General features: G+C 66.3%; 13 protein-coding genes and 1 tRNA gene. 8 read left to right on the top strand and 6 right to left on the bottom strand.

What is annotated here, in order from left to right; genetic code table 11:
* Positions 1–51 precede the first annotated feature (51 nt).
* From ACVWY6_RS24410 to ACVWY6_RS24400, 3 genes are read right to left on the bottom strand one after another with little or no spacing between them, the layout of a single operon-like run.
* The gene (locus ACVWY6_RS24410; RefSeq protein WP_457541509.1) at positions 52–3,873 is read right to left on the bottom strand and encodes an ABC transporter ATP-binding protein; all 3,822 of its coding nucleotides are present in this window, start codon (positions 3,871–3,873) and stop codon (positions 52–54) included.
* Entirely contained in the window at positions 3,870–4,622 is a 753-nt protein-coding gene (locus ACVWY6_RS24405) for a hypothetical protein (RefSeq protein ID WP_023957828.1), read from the bottom strand. Before ACVWY6_RS24405 ends, ACVWY6_RS24410 begins: the two co-directional genes overlap by 4 nt.
* 3 nt (positions 4,623–4,625) lie before the next feature.
* A complete protein-coding gene (locus tag ACVWY6_RS24400; RefSeq protein ID WP_457541507.1) occupies positions 4,626–5,678 on the bottom strand; it encodes a glutathione S-transferase family protein in 1,053 nt (350 codons plus the stop codon).
* Between the two features lie 100 nt (positions 5,679–5,778).
* Here ACVWY6_RS24400 and ACVWY6_RS24395 point away from each other — a divergent pair, with 100 nt between their 5' ends.
* From ACVWY6_RS24395 to ACVWY6_RS24385, 3 genes are read left to right on the top strand one after another with little or no spacing between them, the layout of a single operon-like run.
* Positions 5,779–6,414 (top strand): PadR family transcriptional regulator, encoded by a 636-nt coding sequence (locus ACVWY6_RS24395; RefSeq protein ID WP_457541505.1) that lies wholly within the window; start codon positions 5,779–5,781, stop codon positions 6,412–6,414.
* Positions 6,407–7,993, top strand: a complete 1,587-nt coding sequence (locus tag ACVWY6_RS24390) for a DHA2 family efflux MFS transporter permease subunit (protein ID WP_457541504.1) — start codon at positions 6,407–6,409, stop codon at positions 7,991–7,993. The genes ACVWY6_RS24395 and ACVWY6_RS24390 overlap by 8 nt, the downstream gene beginning before the upstream one ends.
* A 58-nt stretch (positions 7,994–8,051) precedes the next feature.
* Positions 8,052–8,696 carry a TetR/AcrR family transcriptional regulator gene (locus ACVWY6_RS24385; RefSeq protein WP_023957834.1) on the top strand — a complete coding sequence of 215 codons (645 nt, stop codon included), beginning with the start codon at positions 8,052–8,054 and terminating at the stop codon, positions 8,694–8,696.
* A gap of 1 nt (position 8,697) precedes the next feature.
* On the opposite strand, the gene ACVWY6_RS24380 is transcribed toward ACVWY6_RS24385, so the two are convergent.
* Positions 8,698–10,257: a molybdopterin-dependent oxidoreductase gene (locus tag ACVWY6_RS24380; protein WP_457541502.1), complete on the bottom strand. Its 1,560-nt coding sequence runs from the start codon at positions 10,255–10,257 to the stop codon at positions 8,698–8,700.
* 95 nt (positions 10,258–10,352) lie between these two features.
* Here ACVWY6_RS24380 and ACVWY6_RS24375 point away from each other — a divergent pair, with 95 nt between their 5' ends.
* The 5 genes from ACVWY6_RS24375 (at position 10,353) to ACVWY6_RS24355 (ending at position 17,345) form a co-directional block, all read left to right on the top strand.
* The gene (locus ACVWY6_RS24375) at positions 10,353–11,648 is read left to right on the top strand and encodes a DUF7937 domain-containing protein (RefSeq protein WP_457541500.1); all 1,296 of its coding nucleotides are present in this window, start codon (positions 10,353–10,355) and stop codon (positions 11,646–11,648) included.
* Positions 11,645–13,273 (top strand): hypothetical protein, encoded by a 1,629-nt coding sequence (locus ACVWY6_RS24370; protein WP_457541499.1) that lies wholly within the window; start codon positions 11,645–11,647, stop codon positions 13,271–13,273. The genes ACVWY6_RS24375 and ACVWY6_RS24370 overlap by 4 nt, the downstream gene beginning before the upstream one ends.
* Positions 13,274–13,442: 169 nt before the next feature.
* Complete coding sequence (locus ACVWY6_RS24365) at positions 13,443–14,615, top strand: metallophosphoesterase family protein (RefSeq protein WP_400727064.1); 1,173 nt, start codon at positions 13,443–13,445, stop codon at positions 14,613–14,615.
* The gene (locus tag ACVWY6_RS24360) at positions 14,612–17,206 is read left to right on the top strand and encodes an AAA family ATPase (RefSeq protein ID WP_457541497.1); all 2,595 of its coding nucleotides are present in this window, start codon (positions 14,612–14,614) and stop codon (positions 17,204–17,206) included. Before ACVWY6_RS24365 ends, ACVWY6_RS24360 begins: the two co-directional genes overlap by 4 nt.
* Before the next feature lie 66 nt (positions 17,207–17,272).
* Positions 17,273–17,345: transfer RNA gene (locus tag ACVWY6_RS24355), tRNA-Arg, on the top strand.
* Positions 17,346–17,368: 23 nt separating this feature from the next.
* Here the strand turns inward: ACVWY6_RS24355 and ACVWY6_RS24350 are convergent.
* Both ACVWY6_RS24350 and ACVWY6_RS24345 read right to left on the bottom strand, forming a co-directional pair.
* The gene (locus ACVWY6_RS24350) at positions 17,369–18,343 is read right to left on the bottom strand and encodes an alpha/beta fold hydrolase (protein WP_457541495.1); all 975 of its coding nucleotides are present in this window, start codon (positions 18,341–18,343) and stop codon (positions 17,369–17,371) included.
* Positions 18,344–18,368: 25 nt separating this feature from the next.
* On the bottom strand, positions 18,369–19,775 hold the full coding sequence (locus ACVWY6_RS24345; protein WP_457541494.1) for a WS/DGAT/MGAT family O-acyltransferase: 1,407 nt from the start codon (positions 19,773–19,775) through the stop codon (positions 18,369–18,371).
* Between the last annotated feature and the right edge of the window lie 20 nt (positions 19,776–19,795).

Here is a 19,795-nt window from a genome sequence, read left to right as displayed (position 1 = left end):
CTCCGTTCGAAGTATCCAGGTCTAAAGGTTAGTCCCCGAGTGCCGCCGAAGCTATGCCGGTCGGTTGCCGCCGTGTCCGGCTGTCGGTTCGCTCGCCTCGTCCGGCGTGATACCCGCCGTCCACAGGGCGCGATACCTTCGGTCCAACGCCAGGAGCTCGTCATGTGTTCCGAGCTCCACGATCTGCCCGCCGGCGACCAAGGCAATGCGGTCGGCTCGCGCCGCGGTCGCCAGTCGATGCGCGACGATCACCGAGCTCCGTGATCCGGTGAGGTGCCGGCCGGCTGCCATCACCCGTCGTTCGGTGGCCTGATCGAGCGTGGCGGTCGCCTCGTCGAGCAGCAGGAGGTCGGGGTCCACCAGTTCGGCACGGGCGAGCGCGATCAGCTGTCGCTGACCGGAGGACAGTCCTTGCCCCCGCTCACCGATCGGATGGTTCATGGCACCCGGCAGCGCCGAGATCATCGACAACGCCCCCACCGCGCGAGCCGCCGCGACGATCTGCTCGTGGTCGGCGTCTGGTCTGCCATAGGCGATGTTGTCGGCGACGGTGCCGGTGAACAGGTGGGGTTCCTGCGGGACCACGCCCAGTCGGGAGCGGTAGTACGACAACCGGAAGCCCCGGATGTCGGTGCCGTCCATCCGCACCGATCCGCTTGTCGGGTCGTAGAACCGGGCGAGGAGCTTGACGATGGTCGACTTGCCCGCGCCGGTCTCACCCACCAGGGCCAGCGAGGTGCCGGCGGGTAGATCGAGGTCCACGCCGGCGAGCGCATCGGTTGTCGACCCGGGATAGCGGAACCCGACCTCTCGCAGTTCGGCGTGCCCGGTGAATCCGTTCTCCGGTGTCGCCACGGCGAGTTCGGGCACGCCGTCGGGACAGCGCACGCTACTGCGGGTGGCGAGCAGATCGGAGATCCGGCGAAGGCCGACCAGCGCCTGTTGGTACCCGTCGAAGACCTGCGAGAGCTGCTGGACCGGACCGAACAGCATGCCGAGATACAGGACGAACGCGACGAGGGTGCCCGCACTGGTGCTGCCGCCGGCAACCTGGTGGGCGCCGAAGGCGATCACTCCCGCGGTCGCGAGGTCGGACATCAGGGTGATGAAGGGGAAGAAGATCGAGATCGCCTGCTGGGACACCATGCGGGCCCGAACGTACGCCGCAGCCCGTGCCGAGAACTGCGCCATGGCGAAGCCGTCGTGCGAGTAGGCCTGGGTGGTGCGCACGCCGCCGACGTTCTCCTGGAAGTCGGCGTTGACCTCGCTGACCAATTCCCGTGAGCGGGTGTAGGCACGCGACGAGATCCGGCGGAACACGATCGTCGCCACGATGATCGGCGGGAACACCACCAGCATCAGCAGTCCGAGAGAGGCGTCGGTGATGATGAGGGCAACCGCCACACCGACCACCGTGAGGGTGCTGACGATCGCGGTCGACAGACCCGTCTGCAGGAACGTCGACAGCGCATCGACGTCGGTGGTCATGCGCGTCATGATCCGCCCGGACAGTTCGCGCTCGTAGTAGTCCAGGCCGAGTCGCTGCAGGTGCGCGTAACTTCGCACGCGCAGTGCATAGAGGACGCGCTCGCCGGCGCGGGAGGTGATCACGGTCATCACGGCGGTAGCCGCGAATCCGATCGCAACGGCGCCCAGACCTGCACCGGCCGCGAACCACAGATGGCTCGACCGGTCGGCCGTGGCTCCGTCGATGCCGTAGCGGGCGATCGTCGGGAAGGCCAGACCCACCAGGGTGTCGATGGATATGCACAGCACGACCAACGCCAGCAACCAGCGAACCGGGCGCAGCAACTGACGAAGCGAGAAGTCGGGTCGATCGGTGCGGATGTCGTTGTCGTCGACGTCCGGTGACTCGTCGGCCGGGGGGAGCGCCTGCACCGCTTCGAGGAGTTTCGGGGTCGGAGCCATCGCACCGAGCGCGCCGGCCATCCCGCCACCGCCGCGAGGACCCATCGTCGCCGGTGCCGCGACCTTGCGCAGCCGCGGCTCGCGATCGGGTGTTTCGCTCGGCCAGAGCTCATCGACCGCCACCGGCTGATCGGCGGCGAGTTCCTCGTCGAGGTCGACGTCGCGGACATCCGTGCTCATCAGTGAGCGGAAGAGGGCACAGCGAGCGTTGAGTTCGGCCTCGGTACCGACGTCGATGATGCGGCCTCCGTCGAGAACGGCGACACGATCGGCAAGGGTCAGGGTGGACCGGCGATGGGCCAGGATCAACATGGTCCGCGTGGAGGTGCGCAGATGAGTGAAGATGTCGGCCTCGGTCCGCGCGTCGACCGCAGAGGTCGCGTCGTCGAGGATCAGTACGCGGGGGTCGGCATAGAGCGCGCGGGCCAGTGCGATGCGCTGGCGTTGTCCGCCCGACAGTGTCAGTCCTCGTTCTCCGACGATGGTCCGGTATCCGTGTTCGAGTGCGGTCACGAAACCGTGTGCGCCGGCTCGTTCGGCGGCCGAGATGATGCCCGACGGCAGCGGTGGCTTCTCGTCGGTGGTGGTGTCGAATTTGCCTACGTGGGCGTTCGGGGCGATGTTGGCGGCAACGGTGTCCGAGTAGAGGAAGGCCTCGTCGAAGACCACGCCGACCGTCGACCGGAGTTCCTGTGTCTCCACCGTGGAGATGTCGAAACTGCCGTGGCTGTTCGACAATTCGATCGTGCCGGCCTGGGGCCGGTAGAAGCGGTCGGCGAGTAGGGCGAGGGTCGATTTGCCCGAGCCGGGCGGACCGACGACGGCCACGACCTCACCGGGGGCGATGTGGAGGTCGACCCCGTTCAGCACGGGTGTTCGGGCTCCCGGGTAGGTGAAGGTGACGTTGTTCAGCGCCAGTCCGAGGGCATCACCGGGAAGGGTGCTGCGCGCGGACAGAGCGGGATCGGGTGGTTCGTCGATCACCTGGTACACGCGCTCGACGGCGGCCCGCGCGAGTTGCGCCGACACCAGCAGTGAGGTGAGGAGCCGGGCGAGTCCGGTCATCGTGGTGACGTAGGTGGCGAACGCGAGGAAGGTGCCGACCGTGATCGAGCCCTGCATCGTGAGGTACCCGCCCAGGGCGATGATCGCGACCATCCCCAGCTGCGGCACGGCCGCGAGCGACGGCGCGAAACGTGCGTTGATCTTCGCCGACCGCAGGCGCATGGAGTACAGCCGACGGCCCAGGCCCACGAGCTCGTCGACAGCCCGATCCTCCTGACCGAAGCCCTTGACGACCCGGACGCCGGTCACCGTCTCCTCCACGTGCTGGGCGAGGTCGGCGGCCGATTGTTGCGCGGACCAGGTGGCGGCGAACAGGCGTTTGCGACTGTTGAAGGCGATGGCCGACACGGCCGGGATGACCAGCAGGGCAACCACTGTGAGCAAGGGTGACAGGTAGAACATCACCCCGATGGCGAGAACCACCTGCACCATCGCGCCGAGCGAGAGGGGCACCATCGCGAGGAGGCCCTGCACCAGCTGCAAATCGGTGATGCTGCGCGACACCACCTGCCCGGTGCGGATCTGATCCTGAGCCGCACCGTCGAGGCGGAGCACGCTGTTCAGGATCGACAACCGCAGCGCATTCTGCACGTTGAGCGATAGTCGTCCAGCGGTCAGGCGGCGACCGTACTGGCATCCGAATCGGACAAATGCCAGCGCCACCATGACCCCGGCGATCGCAGCGATCGAGTAACCGTGCTCGGCGGCCCCGGTGGCTTCATCGATCGCGGCCTTGGTCAGCAGGGGGATCGTGAGGTCGATCAGCAGCGCGAGGCCGGTGACAGCGAGGACGATGACAACCAGTCTGCGGTGACGCAGACATTCCCGGGTCAGCCGCCGGATCCACCCGGGTCGAACGTCTTCTGGCGGAGCCGTCAACTAGGGGACGGCCCGTCGTATGGCGCGATGATGTGGGGACGGTTCGACGGCCATTCCCTGGGAGCAGGGCCGAAGACCTTGCGTGAGTTGTTGATGATGATCTTGCCGAGTGTGCGGTTGCCGACGCCTCCGATGATCGCGCCGAGGCCGGCGGGAAGGAGTTTGCCGGCCGCCAACGGCAACTTCTGGAGGGTGTACTTGCGCAGGTAGCGTTTGACCAACCGCTGATTGAGTGTGCGCATGACCGGTGCCGGTATGACGCCGCCGAGCGCACGGCCCATGGTTCCGCCGGACTTCGCGCCGAGTGAGTCACGCACCACAGCCAGCCCCGACTCACCGAGCGCCACCGTCAGCACGAGGGCTTTGCGGCGTTCGCGGTCGTCGATCGGGATGCCGTGCACATCGGCGATGGCCAGCGACAGGAGTGCCGATGCCTCGATGAAGAAGGCGGTCTCGGCGCCCAGGGATGCCAGGGACATCACGGTGCCCACACCCGGGAACGCAGCCGCGGCGCCGACCGCTCCGCCAGATCCGGTCACAGCCATCAGGAAGCGCTGTTCGAGCCGGGCGATGATCTGTGCCGGTGACTCGTAGGGGTGTTCTTGACGCAGGTGGTTGACGTACTTGGCGACGGCGGGTGCCTGCAGGTGCTGCGCCTGACCGACCAGGGCGTCCAGGATGCCCTCCGGTTTGCGTCCGGCCCCCACGATCTGTCCATCGCCGATGGACGACAGCTGCTTTTTGGCCATGGGTCAGGCTCCTTGTCCGGCGGGAACCACTTCGCCGTCGATGGGCGGCGGTGGCGGGGTGCCGTCGCCGAACGGTCGACCGCCGAGTGCTTCACGGTGATGAGCGGTGCGCCAGCCGGACAGATCCGGTCCCTTGGGCACGATCTTCGTGGGATTGATGTCCTCGTGAACGATGTAGTAGTGCTGTTTGATCTGGGTGAAGTCGACGGTGTCGCCGAATCCGGGGGTCTGGAACAGGTCGCGCGCGTACGCCCAGAGCACGGGCATCTCACTCAGTTTGGACCGATTGCACTTGAAGTGTCCGTGGTAGACGGGGTCGAATCTGACCAGGGTGGTGAACAGGCGCACGTCCGCTTCGGTGATGGTGTCGCCCACCAGGTAACGCTGCTCGCGTAGCCGGTCGGAGAGCTGGTCGAGACGTGTGAACAGACGATCGTAGGCGGTTTCGTAGGCGTCCTGACTGCCGGCGAAGCCGCACCGGTACACGCCGTTGTTGACGTCTTTGAAGACGACGTCGATGACCTCGTCGATCTCGCCGCGCAGATGTTCGGGGTAGAGGTCAGGAGCCCCGTCCCGGTGGTGGTCGACCCACTCGGTGGAGAAGTCGAGGGTCATCTGGCGGAACTCGTTGGTGACCACGGCGCCGGTGGGGATGTCGACGATGGCCGGGACGGTGATTCCCCGCGGGTAGTCCGGGTATCGCGTCAGGTAGGCGTCTTTCAGGCGCGGGATCTTCAGGACCGGGTCGAGTCCGTCGGGGTCGAGGTCGAAGGTCCAGCTGTCCGAGTCATGGGTCGGGCCACACAGGCCCATCGACAGCACCGACTCCAAACCCAGCAGTCGGCGCACGATGATCGCCCGGTTCGCCCAGGGGCATGCGCGGGCGACGATCAGCCGGTACCGGCCGGGCTCGACCTTGAATGTCTCGCCCGCGGGTCCGACGCCGTCACGCGTGATGCGGTTGTCGATGTATCGGGTGTCCCGCACGAACTCTTCACCGGTGGTCACGTAGGTGCCGGGGGTGTCGTGCGCTGAGTGTGTCGACTCGGTGCTCATCGTTTCCAGGGTAGCCGTTGATCAGGGCTGGGCAGACGGACTTCGACGCGGTATATTCCACATGGACTATTCGGGGCCGAAGGCCGGGTGGGGGAGGACGATGACGCAACGCAGTGCTGCTGCCGATGTCGAACTGACCCCGTTGGCCGTTCTTGTCCTCGGGCTGGCGGCGGAACGGCCGATGCATCCGTATGAAATGGTCCAGACGTTGCTCGAACGCAACGAGGACCGTTTCGCCAAGACCCGACCCGGATCGCTCTACCACACAGTCGACCGGCTGCACGCCCAGGATCTGTTGCAGATCAACAGTGTTCAGCGTTCCGGCAACCGGCCCGAACGAACCGTCTACGCCATCACCGAGGCGGGCACCAGCGCTTTGCGCCGCTCTCTCACGGCAATGCTTCGTACACCCGCGGTCGAGTACCCGAGCTTTTACCTCGCCCTGGCCGAGGCGCACTCGCTGGGCCGGCATGAGGTTGTCGGGCTTCTCACCGAGCGGCTCGGTGCGATGCGAGGCGAACTCGAATCGGTCAACCGGTCGGTGGAAGCGGCCTCGAAAGGCGGCATCCCCGAGATGTTCCTGCTGGATGCCGGTTGCCGGCAGGCGGTGATGCAGGCTGAGATCGCCTGGACCGAGAGCCTGCGTGATCGGCTGGAGAACGGCGACCTCCTGTGGATCGAGGAGTGGTTGGCGCGCACGACCCCATCGAACAGAACAGAGGAAGACAGTGAGTAGCCCCAGCCCCACCCCGGCCATCACCACCAGACCTTGGCTTGCGCTGGGCGCGTTGTGCATCGGGTTCTTCATGATCCTCGTGGACATGACCATCGTCTCGGTTGCCCAGCCCGCCATTCAGCGGGCGCTCGACACCGATGTCAACGGGGTCATCTGGGTTTCGAGCGCTTATCTGCTCACCTACGCGGTGCCCATGCTGGTCGCCGGACGTCTGGGTGACCGGTACGGACCGAAGAACGTGTATCTCGTAGGCCTCGTGGTGTTCACGGTCGCGAGTGTGTGGTGCGGGTTCGCAGGTTCGATCGAGATGCTCATCCTCGCGCGCGGTCTGCAGGGTGTCGGCGCGGCGCTGATCACGCCGCAGACGATGGCACTGATCACGAGGATCTTTCCCGAGAACAAGCGTGGCGCGGCGATGGGTGTCTGGGGCACCGTCGCGGGTGTCGCGACGCTGATCGGGCCGCTCGCGGGTGGCGGGCTCGTCGACGGTCTGGGCTGGGAGTGGATCTTCTTCGTCAACGTCCCCGTCGGCATCATCGGTCTGGCGCTGGCGTGGAAGCTGGTGCCGCAGGTGTCCACGAGCAAACGCCACTTCGACCTCGTCGGCATGGCGCTCAGCGGCATCGGTCTGACGTGCCTGGTCTTCGGTATCCAGGACGGTGAGAAATACGACTGGGCGGCCTGGATCTGGGGACTCATCGGCTTCGGCCTGGTGTTGATGGCGTTGTTCGTCTATTGGCAGCACAAGATCTTGACCGTGCGGCGGTCGGCTGAACCGCTTGTGCCCCTGCGCCTGTTCCGCGACCGGAACTTCTCACTGGCGAGTATCGGCATCACGACGATGGGTTTTGCGACGGCCGGGATGATGGTCCCGCTGATGTACTACTTGCAGCTCGTCGCGGGTCTGACCCCGACGGAGTCGGCCGTGGTGACCGTGCCGATGGCGGTTCTCACCGGCGTGCTCGCGCCCATAGTCGGCCGGCAGGTCGACCGGGTCCACCCTCGATACATCGTCGCCACGGCCCTGCTGCTCAACGCGGTGGCCATCGGCTGGCTCGCGATGATCGCCACGCCGACCACCCCGATCTGGCAGCTTCTGCTGCCCGTGGCGCTCATGGGCGCGGCGAGTTCGGGTATTTGGGCGCCGTTGGCTGCCACCGCGACGCGAAACCTCCCGATGACCAGTGCCGGGGCCGGTGCCGGCGTGTACAACACCACGCGTCTCATCGGCTCGGTGCTCGGTAGCGCTGCGGTGGGTGCCCTGATGCAGACCCGCCTCGCCGCAGAGGTCCCCGGGTTCGGGTCTTCGTCGATGGATCAGGCCGGACGGCTCCCGGAGTCGGTTCGGGACGGTTTCTCCGCAGCGATGGGGCAGTCGCTCCTGCTGCCGGCTGCGGCCCTGCTGATCGGTGTCGTCGCTGCTGCAGCCTTTGCCAGGCCGCGGCACATGATGGAAGCGGTGGTGCCCGCGGGCGGGTCGCAACCAGGCGAAGTCCCCGCCGGCACCGAGGGCGCAGCCGGGGTTCCGAAGGCGAACAGCACTGCGAAAGCCGCGGCGCAATCTGGCGCGGGGGACTGACCAGCCGTGTGTCCACCGTGGTTGACGTCGGCGCTCGTCTCGGGATGTACTGTGCGCCATGCGCAGTGACGTTCCAGGTTCGCGCCGGTTGTCGGTGGAGGACCGCCGCGCACAATTGGTGAACTGCGCTCTGACGCTTGCCGACCGCGGCGGGATGAGCGCGGTGACCGTGCGTGGTGTCGCCGAGGAAGCCAAGGTCTCCCTCGGCGTGGTGCATTACTGCTTCGACGACAAGGAACAACTCGTCGCCGCGATGATCGAGAAGGTGATCGCCGAGCAACTCGAGGCGCTTCTCGCTTCGGTGCCCACCGAAAACCTCGGTACCGGCCGGGACGCGCTCCGGATCTCCATCCAGGAGGCGGTCACTGCGGTGTGGGCACGCGCGGCCGAATTCCCGAATCGTTGGCTGCTCATGATCGAGTCCATGCTGTTCTCGTTGCGGCAGCCGACGGAATCGGCGTCGGCCGGTCAGGCGCTGCTGCAACACACGATCGCCGAGAAGTACGGACACACCTATCTTTCCGAGATCGGCGATCGCTGCGGGATGCGATGGGAAGTGTCCGAACGTGAATTGGTGCGGTCTGCGTTGCAGATGCTGTTCGGCACCGTGCAGTGGTGGCTCGTCGACCGCGATGATGCCGCAGCGCGGAGGTCGCTGGCTTTGCTCGCCGGATGGATGGCCGACTGCGCCGAGCCGCGCTAGCTCAGGGCCGGACCTGCACCTCGACCGAATGCAGTCCGGTCGCTCCGTCCGGCACCGACGGCGTCTCCGATTCGATCTGCGCTGCGCCTTCGCCGTCGATGGCCCGAACCCTCAGGCGGTGCTCGCCGGATGGGGCATCCCACTGCCACCTCCACAGTCGCCATGCGTCGATCACGTTGGGATCCAACAGTTCTGCGTCGTTCCACGGCCCGTCGTCGACCTGCACCTGTACGCCCTTGATGCCGCGGTGCTGTGCCCAGGCCACGCCTCCGACGGTGACCGGGCCGCTGGTGAGTGAGGAACCGGTCCTCGGCACGTCGATGCGCGAACTGGTCTTGATCGGCCCCTTCTCGGCCCAGCCGAGCGTGGTCCAGTAGGCCTCCGCGCGATCGAATCTGGTGACCTCGAGCGACACGACCCACTTGGTCGCCGAGACGTATCCATACAGGCCCGGGACGACCATCCTGACCGGGTAGCCGTGTTCGAGCGGCAACGGTTCACCGTTCATCCCCACCGCCAGCATGGCGTCGCGACCGTCGGTCAATGCGGTCAGTGGAGTACCGGCGGTCCATCCGTCGGCACTGGTCGACAACACCATGTCGGCGTCCGCGGACGGGCCGGCCGCAGCCAGGAGGTCCTTCAGGCGGTAGCCAGTCCAGGTCGCGTTGCCGACGAGGTCGCCGCCGACCTCGTTGGACACACAGGTCAATGTGATGACGGCGTCGAAGGCGCTGTTGTCTTGTTGTAGCTGGTCGAGATCAAGCCTGATCTCTCGATCGACCATCCCGTGGATGCGCAGCGACCAGCTTGTGCTCTTGACCTGTGGCACCACGAGCGCGGTGTCGATGCGATAGAAGTCGTCGTTGGGGGTGATGAACGAGCTGACCTGAGCAATGGACGGCGCTTGTGTGGTGACCGGGTTGCTCGCATCGGGCACGGCGAAGGCGCCGCGATCGGCTCCCACCCCGCCACTGACCCGTCGGACGGTCACACCGCCGAGTCCGGCCAGGACCGCCCCGCCGCCGACTGCACCGGCTCGGACCAGGAACCGGCGTCGGTCGGTGGCAGTGGCAGACCCGTCGCCGTGCGCATCGTTGTGGTCTGCGGGTTCGCCGCCCCGCGGGGGCAGTGCCCGTATCAGCCAGTGCAGTACGAGCACGGCGACCACCACCCCGGCGATCGTGGGTAGCGCCCACCCGAGCGACGCGTTCGGCCGCGCCACCGCCGCTGCGGCCCCGAGTGCTCCGACCAGGGCCACCATGACGAGTCCGGCCGGGGGACGCCGGTATTCGGCCACTCCGGCGCAAGCGGCGAGCACCGCCATGATTGCCGCGATGGTCACCAGCAGCACTGTCTTGTCGGCAGTGCCGAACGCATCGATGGCCGATTCCCTGAGACCCTCGGGCATGCGGTCGATCACCTCGGACCCCACGGCCTGTAGAGGCGACGAACTCCGATCGACGGCAGGTGCCAGCAGGTAGCCGACGCCGAGTCCCAGCGCCACACTGGATGTTCCGGCGGCGGCAGCGAACACCATGTGGCTGCGGGGGGAGGGGTTCATCTGCCCAGTATCCCTGCGCCGAATGGATGACAGGATTTTCCTTCACCCTGACCTACGATGTGACCTGCATTGGTGCCCAACGGGAGGAGCGCACTTTGCAACCAGGAACGGTGCCCCCATCGCAACCCTCGGATGTGTTGCAACGTCCGCCTTCGGCTTCGCTTGTCGGTGGCGCTCCGTGGGCACCCACGAGAGCAGACCGGATTCGCGACTTCTTGGCGGCTGTGGCGCTGCTGGCCTCGCTGGGTCTGGACTGGGACGCCGACACCCTCGCGTTGTTCCGCGTCGACGTCGCGATCGTCACGGGCCTCTCGCTGCTGTCGCTGTTGTTGCCGGCCGCGAGTCGGAGGGGAATGTTCGGGCAGACGTGGACGCCGGCGAAGCTGCGTGCGCTCAAACTGATCTGTGTGGCCCCCTATCTCGCAGTGGTCATGGTCTGCCTTGGCTGGGATATCTCATGCCGCTGGACCGAATGGGATTACGGCGGTACGGGTTTCGGTCCGGCGGTATGGATCGGGCTGGCGGGAGCGGTTCTCGCGGGACAGCCGCGTGAGGCCGATCTCTTCGATGTCTCGGGCCACGACGGGTTCGGCGTCGCAGGTCGGCAGTCGCGGGCTCTTCTTCTTGTCGTCGGCGGGCTGTTCGCGGTGATGACGGTGTCCGCTGTGGTGATCGATGTGGTGCGTTTCGTGGAGAACCTCGATGCCGTCGCAGGCCTGCGCGTGAGCGTCCTCGATCCGCTGGTCTCCGCGGCCGCAGCCGCGGCCTGGCTGATCGTGGTCGGCCGCCTGATCCTGTCGGCGGCCACCGGTAAAACTGGTTCGTCCCTGTCGCTTTCGCTTCTGGGATGGGCTGCTGCAGGGTGGGCGCTGATGGTGTCGTTGCCGGGAGTGCCATACGAATCGGTTGATTCGGTGACCACGGGCTACCTCGGTATCGCCGTCCTCGGTGGGATCGGGGCTGCCGCGTTGTCGCCTGCGCTACCGCGCCGGATCGCGATGACGCAGCACGAGTACTACAGTGCGCCGCTGGGTGTGGTGATGGCGGTGTCGTTGCTCTGGGTGGCGTTGTCGGTCGCCGGGCTCACCCTGTACTCGGCAACGTCCGCCGTGCTCGCAGCGCTGGTGTTCTTCACGCTCGCCCTGGCCGGGGCCACACTCGTGCGCGACAGGATGTCGAGTGGGCCGGGGGACCAGCAGAAAGCGTTGTTCGGCTTTGCGATCGGACTCGTCATCTCTGCGATAGCGGTCCTGGTGGTGATGAGTGTGCGGGTGAACTGGAACCTGCCGGCGCCCTTGGCGCTCTGGCTTGTCGGGTTCGTGGTGCCGGCGTTCATCGTGTGGCGTGAGGCATTGGCGCCGTCCCTGGCCCGAAGTGGTGTGATCCGATGAGCTACTCGTCGAATCCCGGCCCCGTTGCGCCGCAACCCGGACCGCCCGGCCCGTCACGTAACCCCGGCCTTCTCAAGGCCATTGCGATCGTGGCTGCGATAGTCCTGGTGGCGACGGGCGGATTCGCGGTGAACCGGCTACTCGTCACCCAGGTCAACGGGGCGTCGAGCGCCACGAACTCGGTGAAGGACTTCTTGGGCGCTCTCGAGGAGGAGGACTGGACGAGGCTCGGGCTACTGTTGCCGCCGGATGAGACCGACCAGCTGGCCGGACTCATCGGTGATATCGGCGACCTGCAGAGCAAGCTGGGATCCGCCGGGCAGTCACCCATCGATCAATTCGAAGGCATCTCGGTGGAGATATCGGACTTGCGTCTGACGTCCGAGGCGGTGGAAGCCGATCTGACGAAGGTCTCGATCGAACGCGCCACCATCATCCTGAAAATCGACGCCAGAACAATCGAGTCGCTGGCCGACCTCGTCCCCGACGTTGATCCGGCGGCGGTCGGTGCCGTCGAGATCGAGGTCTCGATCGCCGGACCCGAGGTCTCCTACAAGACCACCACAGCCGACGACGTCGACACCGGCACCGAGACGGCGGTGGTCGGTGACCGCGAGCAGGCGCCTTTCCTGATGTCGGTGCTGCGCGACGGTGGCTGGTTCGTCAGTCCCACATTCACTGCGGCCCAGTACACCGCAGAGGAATTGGGCTGGCAGACAGCTGATCCCGGCCCGCCCGAAGCCGGTTATGACTCTCCGGAACAGGCGCTGACCGGATTCGTCGAGGGACTGGTCGAGACCCTCCAGACCGCTGACGTCACTCATGTCGCGGACGCGATGGGCGGGGTCGAGTCGCGACTGCTCAAGACATACGCCCCCGGCATCAATGCTGAGCTGGAGGCGGACTCCGAGTTCGACTTCGACTTCGGAATCGAGTCGCCGGTGACGATCGACGATCTTGATGTCGAGGTCACCAGGGGGGACAACGACCAGGCGCGGGTCCGGATCGACAAGTTCGAGGCCACACTCCGTTCCGAGGGCACCGAGGCAACAGTTGTCTTCGACGGTGACTGCATACGCACGGTCGGGGAGGGCGACCAGGGATGCATCTCCGATGGCGGCCCTTTTGCCGAGCGTCTGTACGGTGCCTTCGGTCATGTGGTCGCGGTGCCGGCCGACGGCGGTTGGAAGATCAGTCCGGTGGCAACCTATTTCGACTGGATCGCAATCGCCCAGCGGGCCATCTCACGGGTCGACACCGACCTCCTGAAAGCCGTTGTCGGATTGGACTTCTCGGGGCTGGCCGCCCGAGATCCCGCGGCCACGATCGGATCGGGAGACGAGGTCACCGTCGATGTCGAAGCCGTGAGCCCGGAAATCTATGCCGGGGTGTCGGTGGTCGACCCGCAGCCGTCGCCGGAGCTGATCGACTACTCGTGCAGCGCCGAGACCCAACCGGGATTGTGCGAGATCATCGTGGTCGACGGAAGTGGTCGCCGACAGGACCGCGATTCGCGCTACGACATCGACACGGGATACCAGTTCGGCTACGAGATCGCCGACGACACACGGCTGATCGTGCTCGCGGTGGCCGGACCGGTGGTGATCGAGAGCGAGCGATACTGAAAGCCGGTGTGTCCGCCTCGACAAGCGATGCGTGACCCACCGCTGAAGATCCAACGCTCTGTCGGACACCACTCGTAGGATCGGACCAGTCGTCACTGTGTTCGATCCGGGCCACGAGGGGAGGTCACCCATGAGTGCAGCTCTGCCGTTGTCGCTGCCTGCGCAGGAGGTGACCTTCATCCACACCGCGGACTGGCAGCTCGGCATGACCAGGCACTTCCTCAAGGGCGATGCCCAGGCGCGGTACACAGCAGCGCGTCAGGAGGCCATCGGACGCATCGGTCAGCTGGCCGCCACCCACAACGCCGAGTTCGTCCTGGTGTGCGGTGACGTGTTCGAGGACCGGCAGGTGTCCTCGCGCGTCATCCGTCGAAGTCTCGACCACATGCAGCAGATCGGGTGCCCGGTGTACCTCCTCCCGGGCAATCACGACCCACTCGACGCCGCGAGCATCTACAACTCGCGCGTGTTCACCGACCACAAACCCGACCACGTCCACGTTCTCGGAACGGTCGGTGCGTTTCAGGTGCGCCCCGGCCTGCAGCTGATCGCCGCGCCGTGGACCAGCAAGGTGCCGCTGGCCGACACCATCGCACAGCAGGTCTCCATGCTCGGGCCGAGCGAGGACATCCGCATCGTTGCCGGTCATGGCCGGGTCGACACGCTCGCGCCCGACTCCGACGACCCGACCCTCATCCAGGTCGCCGAACTCGAACGTGCCATCGCGGACGGGTTGATCGACTATGTGGCGCTGGGAGACCGGCATTCGGTCACCGATATCGGTGACACCGGCCGGATCTGGTATTCCGGGGCGCAGGAAGTCACCAACTACGATCACCGCGAGGAGGATCCGGGCCGAGCGCTGGTGGTCACCCTCACCCGCGGCCAGTACATGCCGGGTGTCACCCCTGCGCGCGATGAGAACACCGTGCATGTCACTGCCGAACCCGTGGGGCAGTGGGCTTTTCGTACCGTCGAGCACGACATCAACAGCGCCGACGACATCTCCGGGTTGCGGCGGCGCCTCGACGCCTTCGACCACAAGGCGAACACCGTGGTGCAATTGGCGCTGCGTGGGTCCGTGAGCATCACCGAACGGTCAGAACTCGATGCGATGCTCGAGGAGTTCTCGGATCGATTTGCCGCATTGACGTTCTGGGATCTGCGTCACGACCTGGTGATCAGACCCGACGACGAGGACTTCGCCGAGATGGCACTGACGGGGTTCATCGGCGACGCCGTCACCGAACTGTCGGAGCTGGCACGCGCCACCGACTCGCAGGCAGCCGTGGCGCAGGAGGCCCTCGCCCTGCTCTTCCGGCTGGCCGGTGGTAGCCGGTGAAGCTGCATCGACTGAGGCTGAGCCACTTTCGCGGGATCACCGAGCGGGAGATCATCTTTCCCGAGGTCGGGGTCACCGTGGTGGAAGGTGCCAACGAGGCCGGTAAGTCATCGATGATCGAGGCTCTCGATCTGCTGCTGGAGGTGCGCTCGGACAGCAAGAGCGCCAAGGTACGTGCCGTCGTCCCATCCGGTCTCGATGTCGGGTCGGTGGTGGAGGCCGACATCAGCTGCGGCCCCTACCGATTCACCTACACCAAGCAGTACAACAGGGGTGCCCGCACGGAACTGGTCATCGATGAGCCGGTGAGAGAGCAGCTCAGTGGCCGTGCGGCCCACGAGCGTGTGTGCGCCATCCTCGATGAACGTGTCGACGCGGGCCTGTTCAAGGCGTTGCGCCTGCTCCAGGCAGGAGACCCGGTGGTCGGCGAACTGTCGTCGAGCGCTGCGTTGTCTCGTGCGCTGGACACCGCAGCAGGCACGACGTCGTCGGGAACCGACCCCGGGTCGGATGACTCGGCGTTGCTAGACGCTGTACGTGCGGAGTACGAACGTTATTTCACTGCGGCACAAGGTCGTCCTGCCCGGGAACTGGCCGCGGCCACAGCCGATATGGAACGCGCCCAGGCTCGTCACACCGAGCTGGCCGCTGCGATGGACCAGGTGACCGCGGACGCGGCGCGCCTGGAGACGCTCACCACCACGCGCCGGGAGCTGGCGAACTCGCTGGAGATGGCAAAGGTGGAACTGGCCTCGCTCACCGAGCAGCGAGAGCAGGCGGTGGGGCTGCAACGGCGGCATGACGAGGCCCGAACCGAAATGCGCTCTCTCCAGAACGAATTGCAGTCTCTCGACCGCGAGAAGGCCCAGCGCGCCGCAGCCTGCAAGCGGGTCAACGACTGTGAGCACACCATCGACGTGACCGTCCGGGCGGTCGAACACGTCAGAGGTGTCGCGGACACACGACGGGTCGAGCTGACGCGCCTCGACCGCGACATGGAGGATGCGCGGCTGGCAGAGGTCCGGGCGGCCGAGGAGGTCGCCGCCGCCAGGGCTGCGGCGAAGAACGGTGCGCTGCGCACGCGCCGCGACGAGGTCACCGCACTGCTGGAGCGCGTCGGATCGCTGCGCGAACAGCTGACGGCCGCCCGGCGCCAGGTCGCCGCTGTCACCAGTGACCACGACGACCTCGACATCGCCGAAGACCTCGCCCAGCGAGTCACCATCGCGGGCGCCGAATCACGTTCTGCTGCAGCATTTGTCACGGTCACGAAACTCGGAGACCACGCCATCACCGTCGACGGTGTCGATACGGCATCCACCGAGTTCGCCCTCACCGAGGGCACGGTCGTGGAGGTGGACGGTGTGGTGCGGGTGGCCGTGGCGCCCGGGGCCGAGTCGGCAACCCTGGCCGGCCGACTGGCCGGTGCGGAGCGGGCCCTTGCGGGTTTCCTTGACGAACGCGGTGTCGCGGACGTCGCCGAGTTGCGGGCCCAGGTGCGCCGTCGCGAACGGGCGTCAGACGCGGTCGACAGCGTTCGGTCACAGCTGGCCGCGGTTCTGGGTGACCGTGACGAGGACACTCTGCGTGCCGAATTGGCCGAGCTGACATCTCGGATCGACGCGCAGCCGACGACCACAGCCACCGTCGACGTCGAGGAGGCCGAACGGCGTGCAGGTGCCGCCTCGGTTCGGCTCGCCGGGGTCACACAGCAACGAGCGGAGGTGCAGAGCGAGCTGCGCAGTCTGGACAACGAGCACCGGATCCTGGACGAGCGTCTCGTCCAGCTGCGCGCCGATCGTGATGGTCTCCGAGACCAGCACCATCAATTGTGCGACGGGCGTACCGATGAGGCGCTGGAGGAGCGGCGCGTGGCGATCCTCGAGCACATCGCACAAGTGGAGAAGGCGCTGGCACATGCCGCCCGCGACATCGACGAGGCAGACCCGGAGACACTGGAACTGCACTACGCCAACGTCTCGGCGCTGGTGGAGCATGCAGAGCCGCGCCTGGCCGGTCTCGGGACCGAGATCGCCGAATTGCGTACGCGCATCGAGATCCGTCGCGACGATGGCCAGCTGGACCAGTTACATGTCGCAGCAACCGAATTGGAAGGCGCGCAGGGCGTCCTGGAGCGCGTCAGGGTCCGTGCGCAGGCGGCAGAACTGCTGCTCCACACGCTGCAGCGTCACCGCGACAACACCCGGCGCCGCTATGTCCAGCCGTTCACCGACCAGGTGCTCCGGCTGGGCAAGGTTGTGTTCGGGTCGAGCCTGGGCGTCGGGATCGATGAGGAGTTGCGCATCACCACCCGGACGCTCGACGGGGTCACCGTTGACCACGATGCCCTCTCCGGCGGTGCGAAAGAACAGCTGGGCATCATCAGCCGGCTGGCGTGCGCCATGCTCGTCGACCCCGCAGACGGCGTTCCGGTCATCATCGATGACGCCCTTGGTTACACCGACCCCGAGCGCCTGGCCAGCATGGGAGCAGTCCTGGGACACGCCGGACGGAACACCCAGGTCATCGTGCTCACGTGCACACCGCAGCGCTATCAGGGTGTGGGCGGGGCTCACCTCGTGGCCGTGTGAACGCGCCCGGCGCATCCGTTTTGGGATGCCCACACCCGATGCGCTAGGCTGACTCTCGCCCAATGAGCCCCCGTAGCTCAGGGGATAGAGCGTCCGCCTCCGGAGCGGAAGGCCGCAGGTTCGAATCCTGCCGGGGGCACAGATTCAGGCGACATCTCCGGCTCAGATCGCTGCTCTGGTACCGGGTGTCACACGATCGGTCACGTTCTGGACCGCCTCGAGAAACACCGGAACCCACCCTGTTGCCCCCAACACGATGGCCGCGTGCCCACCGCGTGCGGTGAAGACCTGGGCGCCGGGTATAGAGTCGGCCAACTTGCGCTGGCGGCGTGAGGGGATGATGTGGTCTTTTCCGGTCACCACCACAGCAGTCGGAACGTCGACCCCGCCGATCCAGGCCGCAGAGTCGAAACGACCGAGCTCACCGAGCGCCTCGGGTAGGGACCAGGCGCTGGTACTGCGGAACTCGACCTTGCTCCACGCGGTCGGGTTCGCCACTTCCACCGACGGCAGCTCGGGGAGGGTCTGTGCCAGCCGGTCGACATGCGACAGCGCGAAGCTGGCCAACGGATGCATCGCCGCGGTCATCAGTGGGAAGAACAGTCGCTCACCCTTTTTTCCGCGGAAGTTCCTCGCGGTGGAGCAGAGCACCAGGCCCGATACACGCCTCCGGTGCCGCTGCCACGTCAACTGGGCCACTGCGCCGCCCATGGAGTAGCCGGCCACGACTGCTTGTTCGATGCCCAGGGCGTCCATCACGGCCACCACATCGTCTGCACAGTCGACGAACCGGAAACGCGACGACCGGATACCCCGCCCATGCCATCGCTGGTCGAACGTGACAACCCGGTAGTGCTGCGACAGCTCGCTGAAGGTGGCCACCCAGCTCAGATACGAGGTGCATCCCAGCGCGTGCAGCAACACGATCGTGGGGGCGGTGGGTGAGGGGCCGGGCACGTCGACGACAAATGTCCGGCCACGCCCGGGAAGCTCGACGATCCGGCCCTCGGGCACGGCGTCGACTGCAGGTGCGGACGGCATGATCTGCTTCAGTCCTGCCCCCAGCCCGGTGCGTAGGGCGTCGGCACTGGTACTCGCGACCCGGTTCAGGGCCTTGCCGGCCAGCTGCACTGTCATATGGTCGTCCTCTCGCTCGAACTGCTCAGTCGGGCATGTTCGCCAGTTCATCGAGAGCCGGACGCATACGTGCCACGAGCGGACTGAGATCGTCCACCAGGTCTGGGCAGCTCAGGATCGAGACGTTGAGCCGACCGGCGTAGGACCACGCGGTCACGTTGAGGCCGATACCTTCGATGAGTGGTCCGACGCTGAAGAGATCACTCAGCTTCGAACCGGCGATTGTCACGTCCTGCGCCGGACCCTTGACGTTGGACACGATGACGTTGAACGGCGGCGAGTGTCTGGCCGCCATGTTGTATTTCGAATAAAGCTTGAGGGCCGCACTGAAGGGTGCCGGTGGAGTGAACTGCACCCAGTCGGTGAGCATGTGAGGACCCAGGTGCTGTTGCACCTTCTTCGAGGCCGCGGTTGTCCGCGAGATCTCGAGCAACCGTTCACGTGGGTCGTCCACGTCGGTCGCGAGGGTTGTGAACAGATTCGACACCCGGTTGCCACCGAGACGCGCGGGGCCCTCGGGGTCGTCGGTCGACACCGGCACCCCGGCCAGAAGTGATCCGGACAGGTCCTCACCGCGCGACCGGGTCCAGTCGCGCAGCGCTCCGGCGACGATCGCCAGCACCACATCATTTACGGTGACGCCGTTGGCTTTTCGCACCTGCTTGATGTCGTCGAGGGGGAGCGTGCACGTGGCGAAGATGCGCGAGGCGCCGAGAGCGCCGTTGAACGATGCCCGGGGCGCGTCGAGGACCGGTCTGGGTACCGACACCGATTCACCCCGACGATGCCGCACCACCGCATTGACTCCGGACGCCGTACGCGACAGGAGGCCGTGCACCGTGCCCATCTGGCGGATGGCGTCGGACAGGGCAAGCCGGGTCTGCTCGGCCTTGGTGGGCGTCGGTTCGAGGTCCCAGCTGTCAGACCTCGAATCCTCTTGTGGCGCAGGGTTCTGTTCGGGATCATCACTCTGGTCGGTGATGTTGCCCAGCAATGCGTTGGCCGCCACGCCGTCCGCGAGCGCGTGGTGCATCTTGCCTATCACCGCTATTCGCCCGTCCGCCATGCCCTGGCACACATGCATCTCCCACAACGGGATCGACCTGTCGAGCGGGGTTCCCGCGATCTCGCCGGTGACCGCCTCGAGCTCCGCCATACCCCCGGGGTCCGGCAGGTCGTGCAGAAAGAGGTGCCGCGCGGGCTCGATCGGCTGGTCACTGATCCACAGCGGGTGATTGAGCGAGAGTGGGACAGGCAGAGCCCGCCGCTGCAGCGGGGGAAGCTGGCCGAGCCTGGCCAGCATCTGCTCCTGGAAACGCTCGAACGTGAAACCCTCTCGCGGCTCGATGATGGCTATCTTCAGCGTGTGCATGTGCATGGTTGGCGTTTCCATGTACAGATAGCCGGCATCAACCCCTTCCATTCGCTCCATTCCGGAAGTATGGAGGGGTC

The organism is Williamsia sp. R60 (assembly GCF_054063855.1).
Note: the sequence above shows the minus strand (reverse complement) of the source record. Positions and strands in the feature narration are given on the sequence as shown.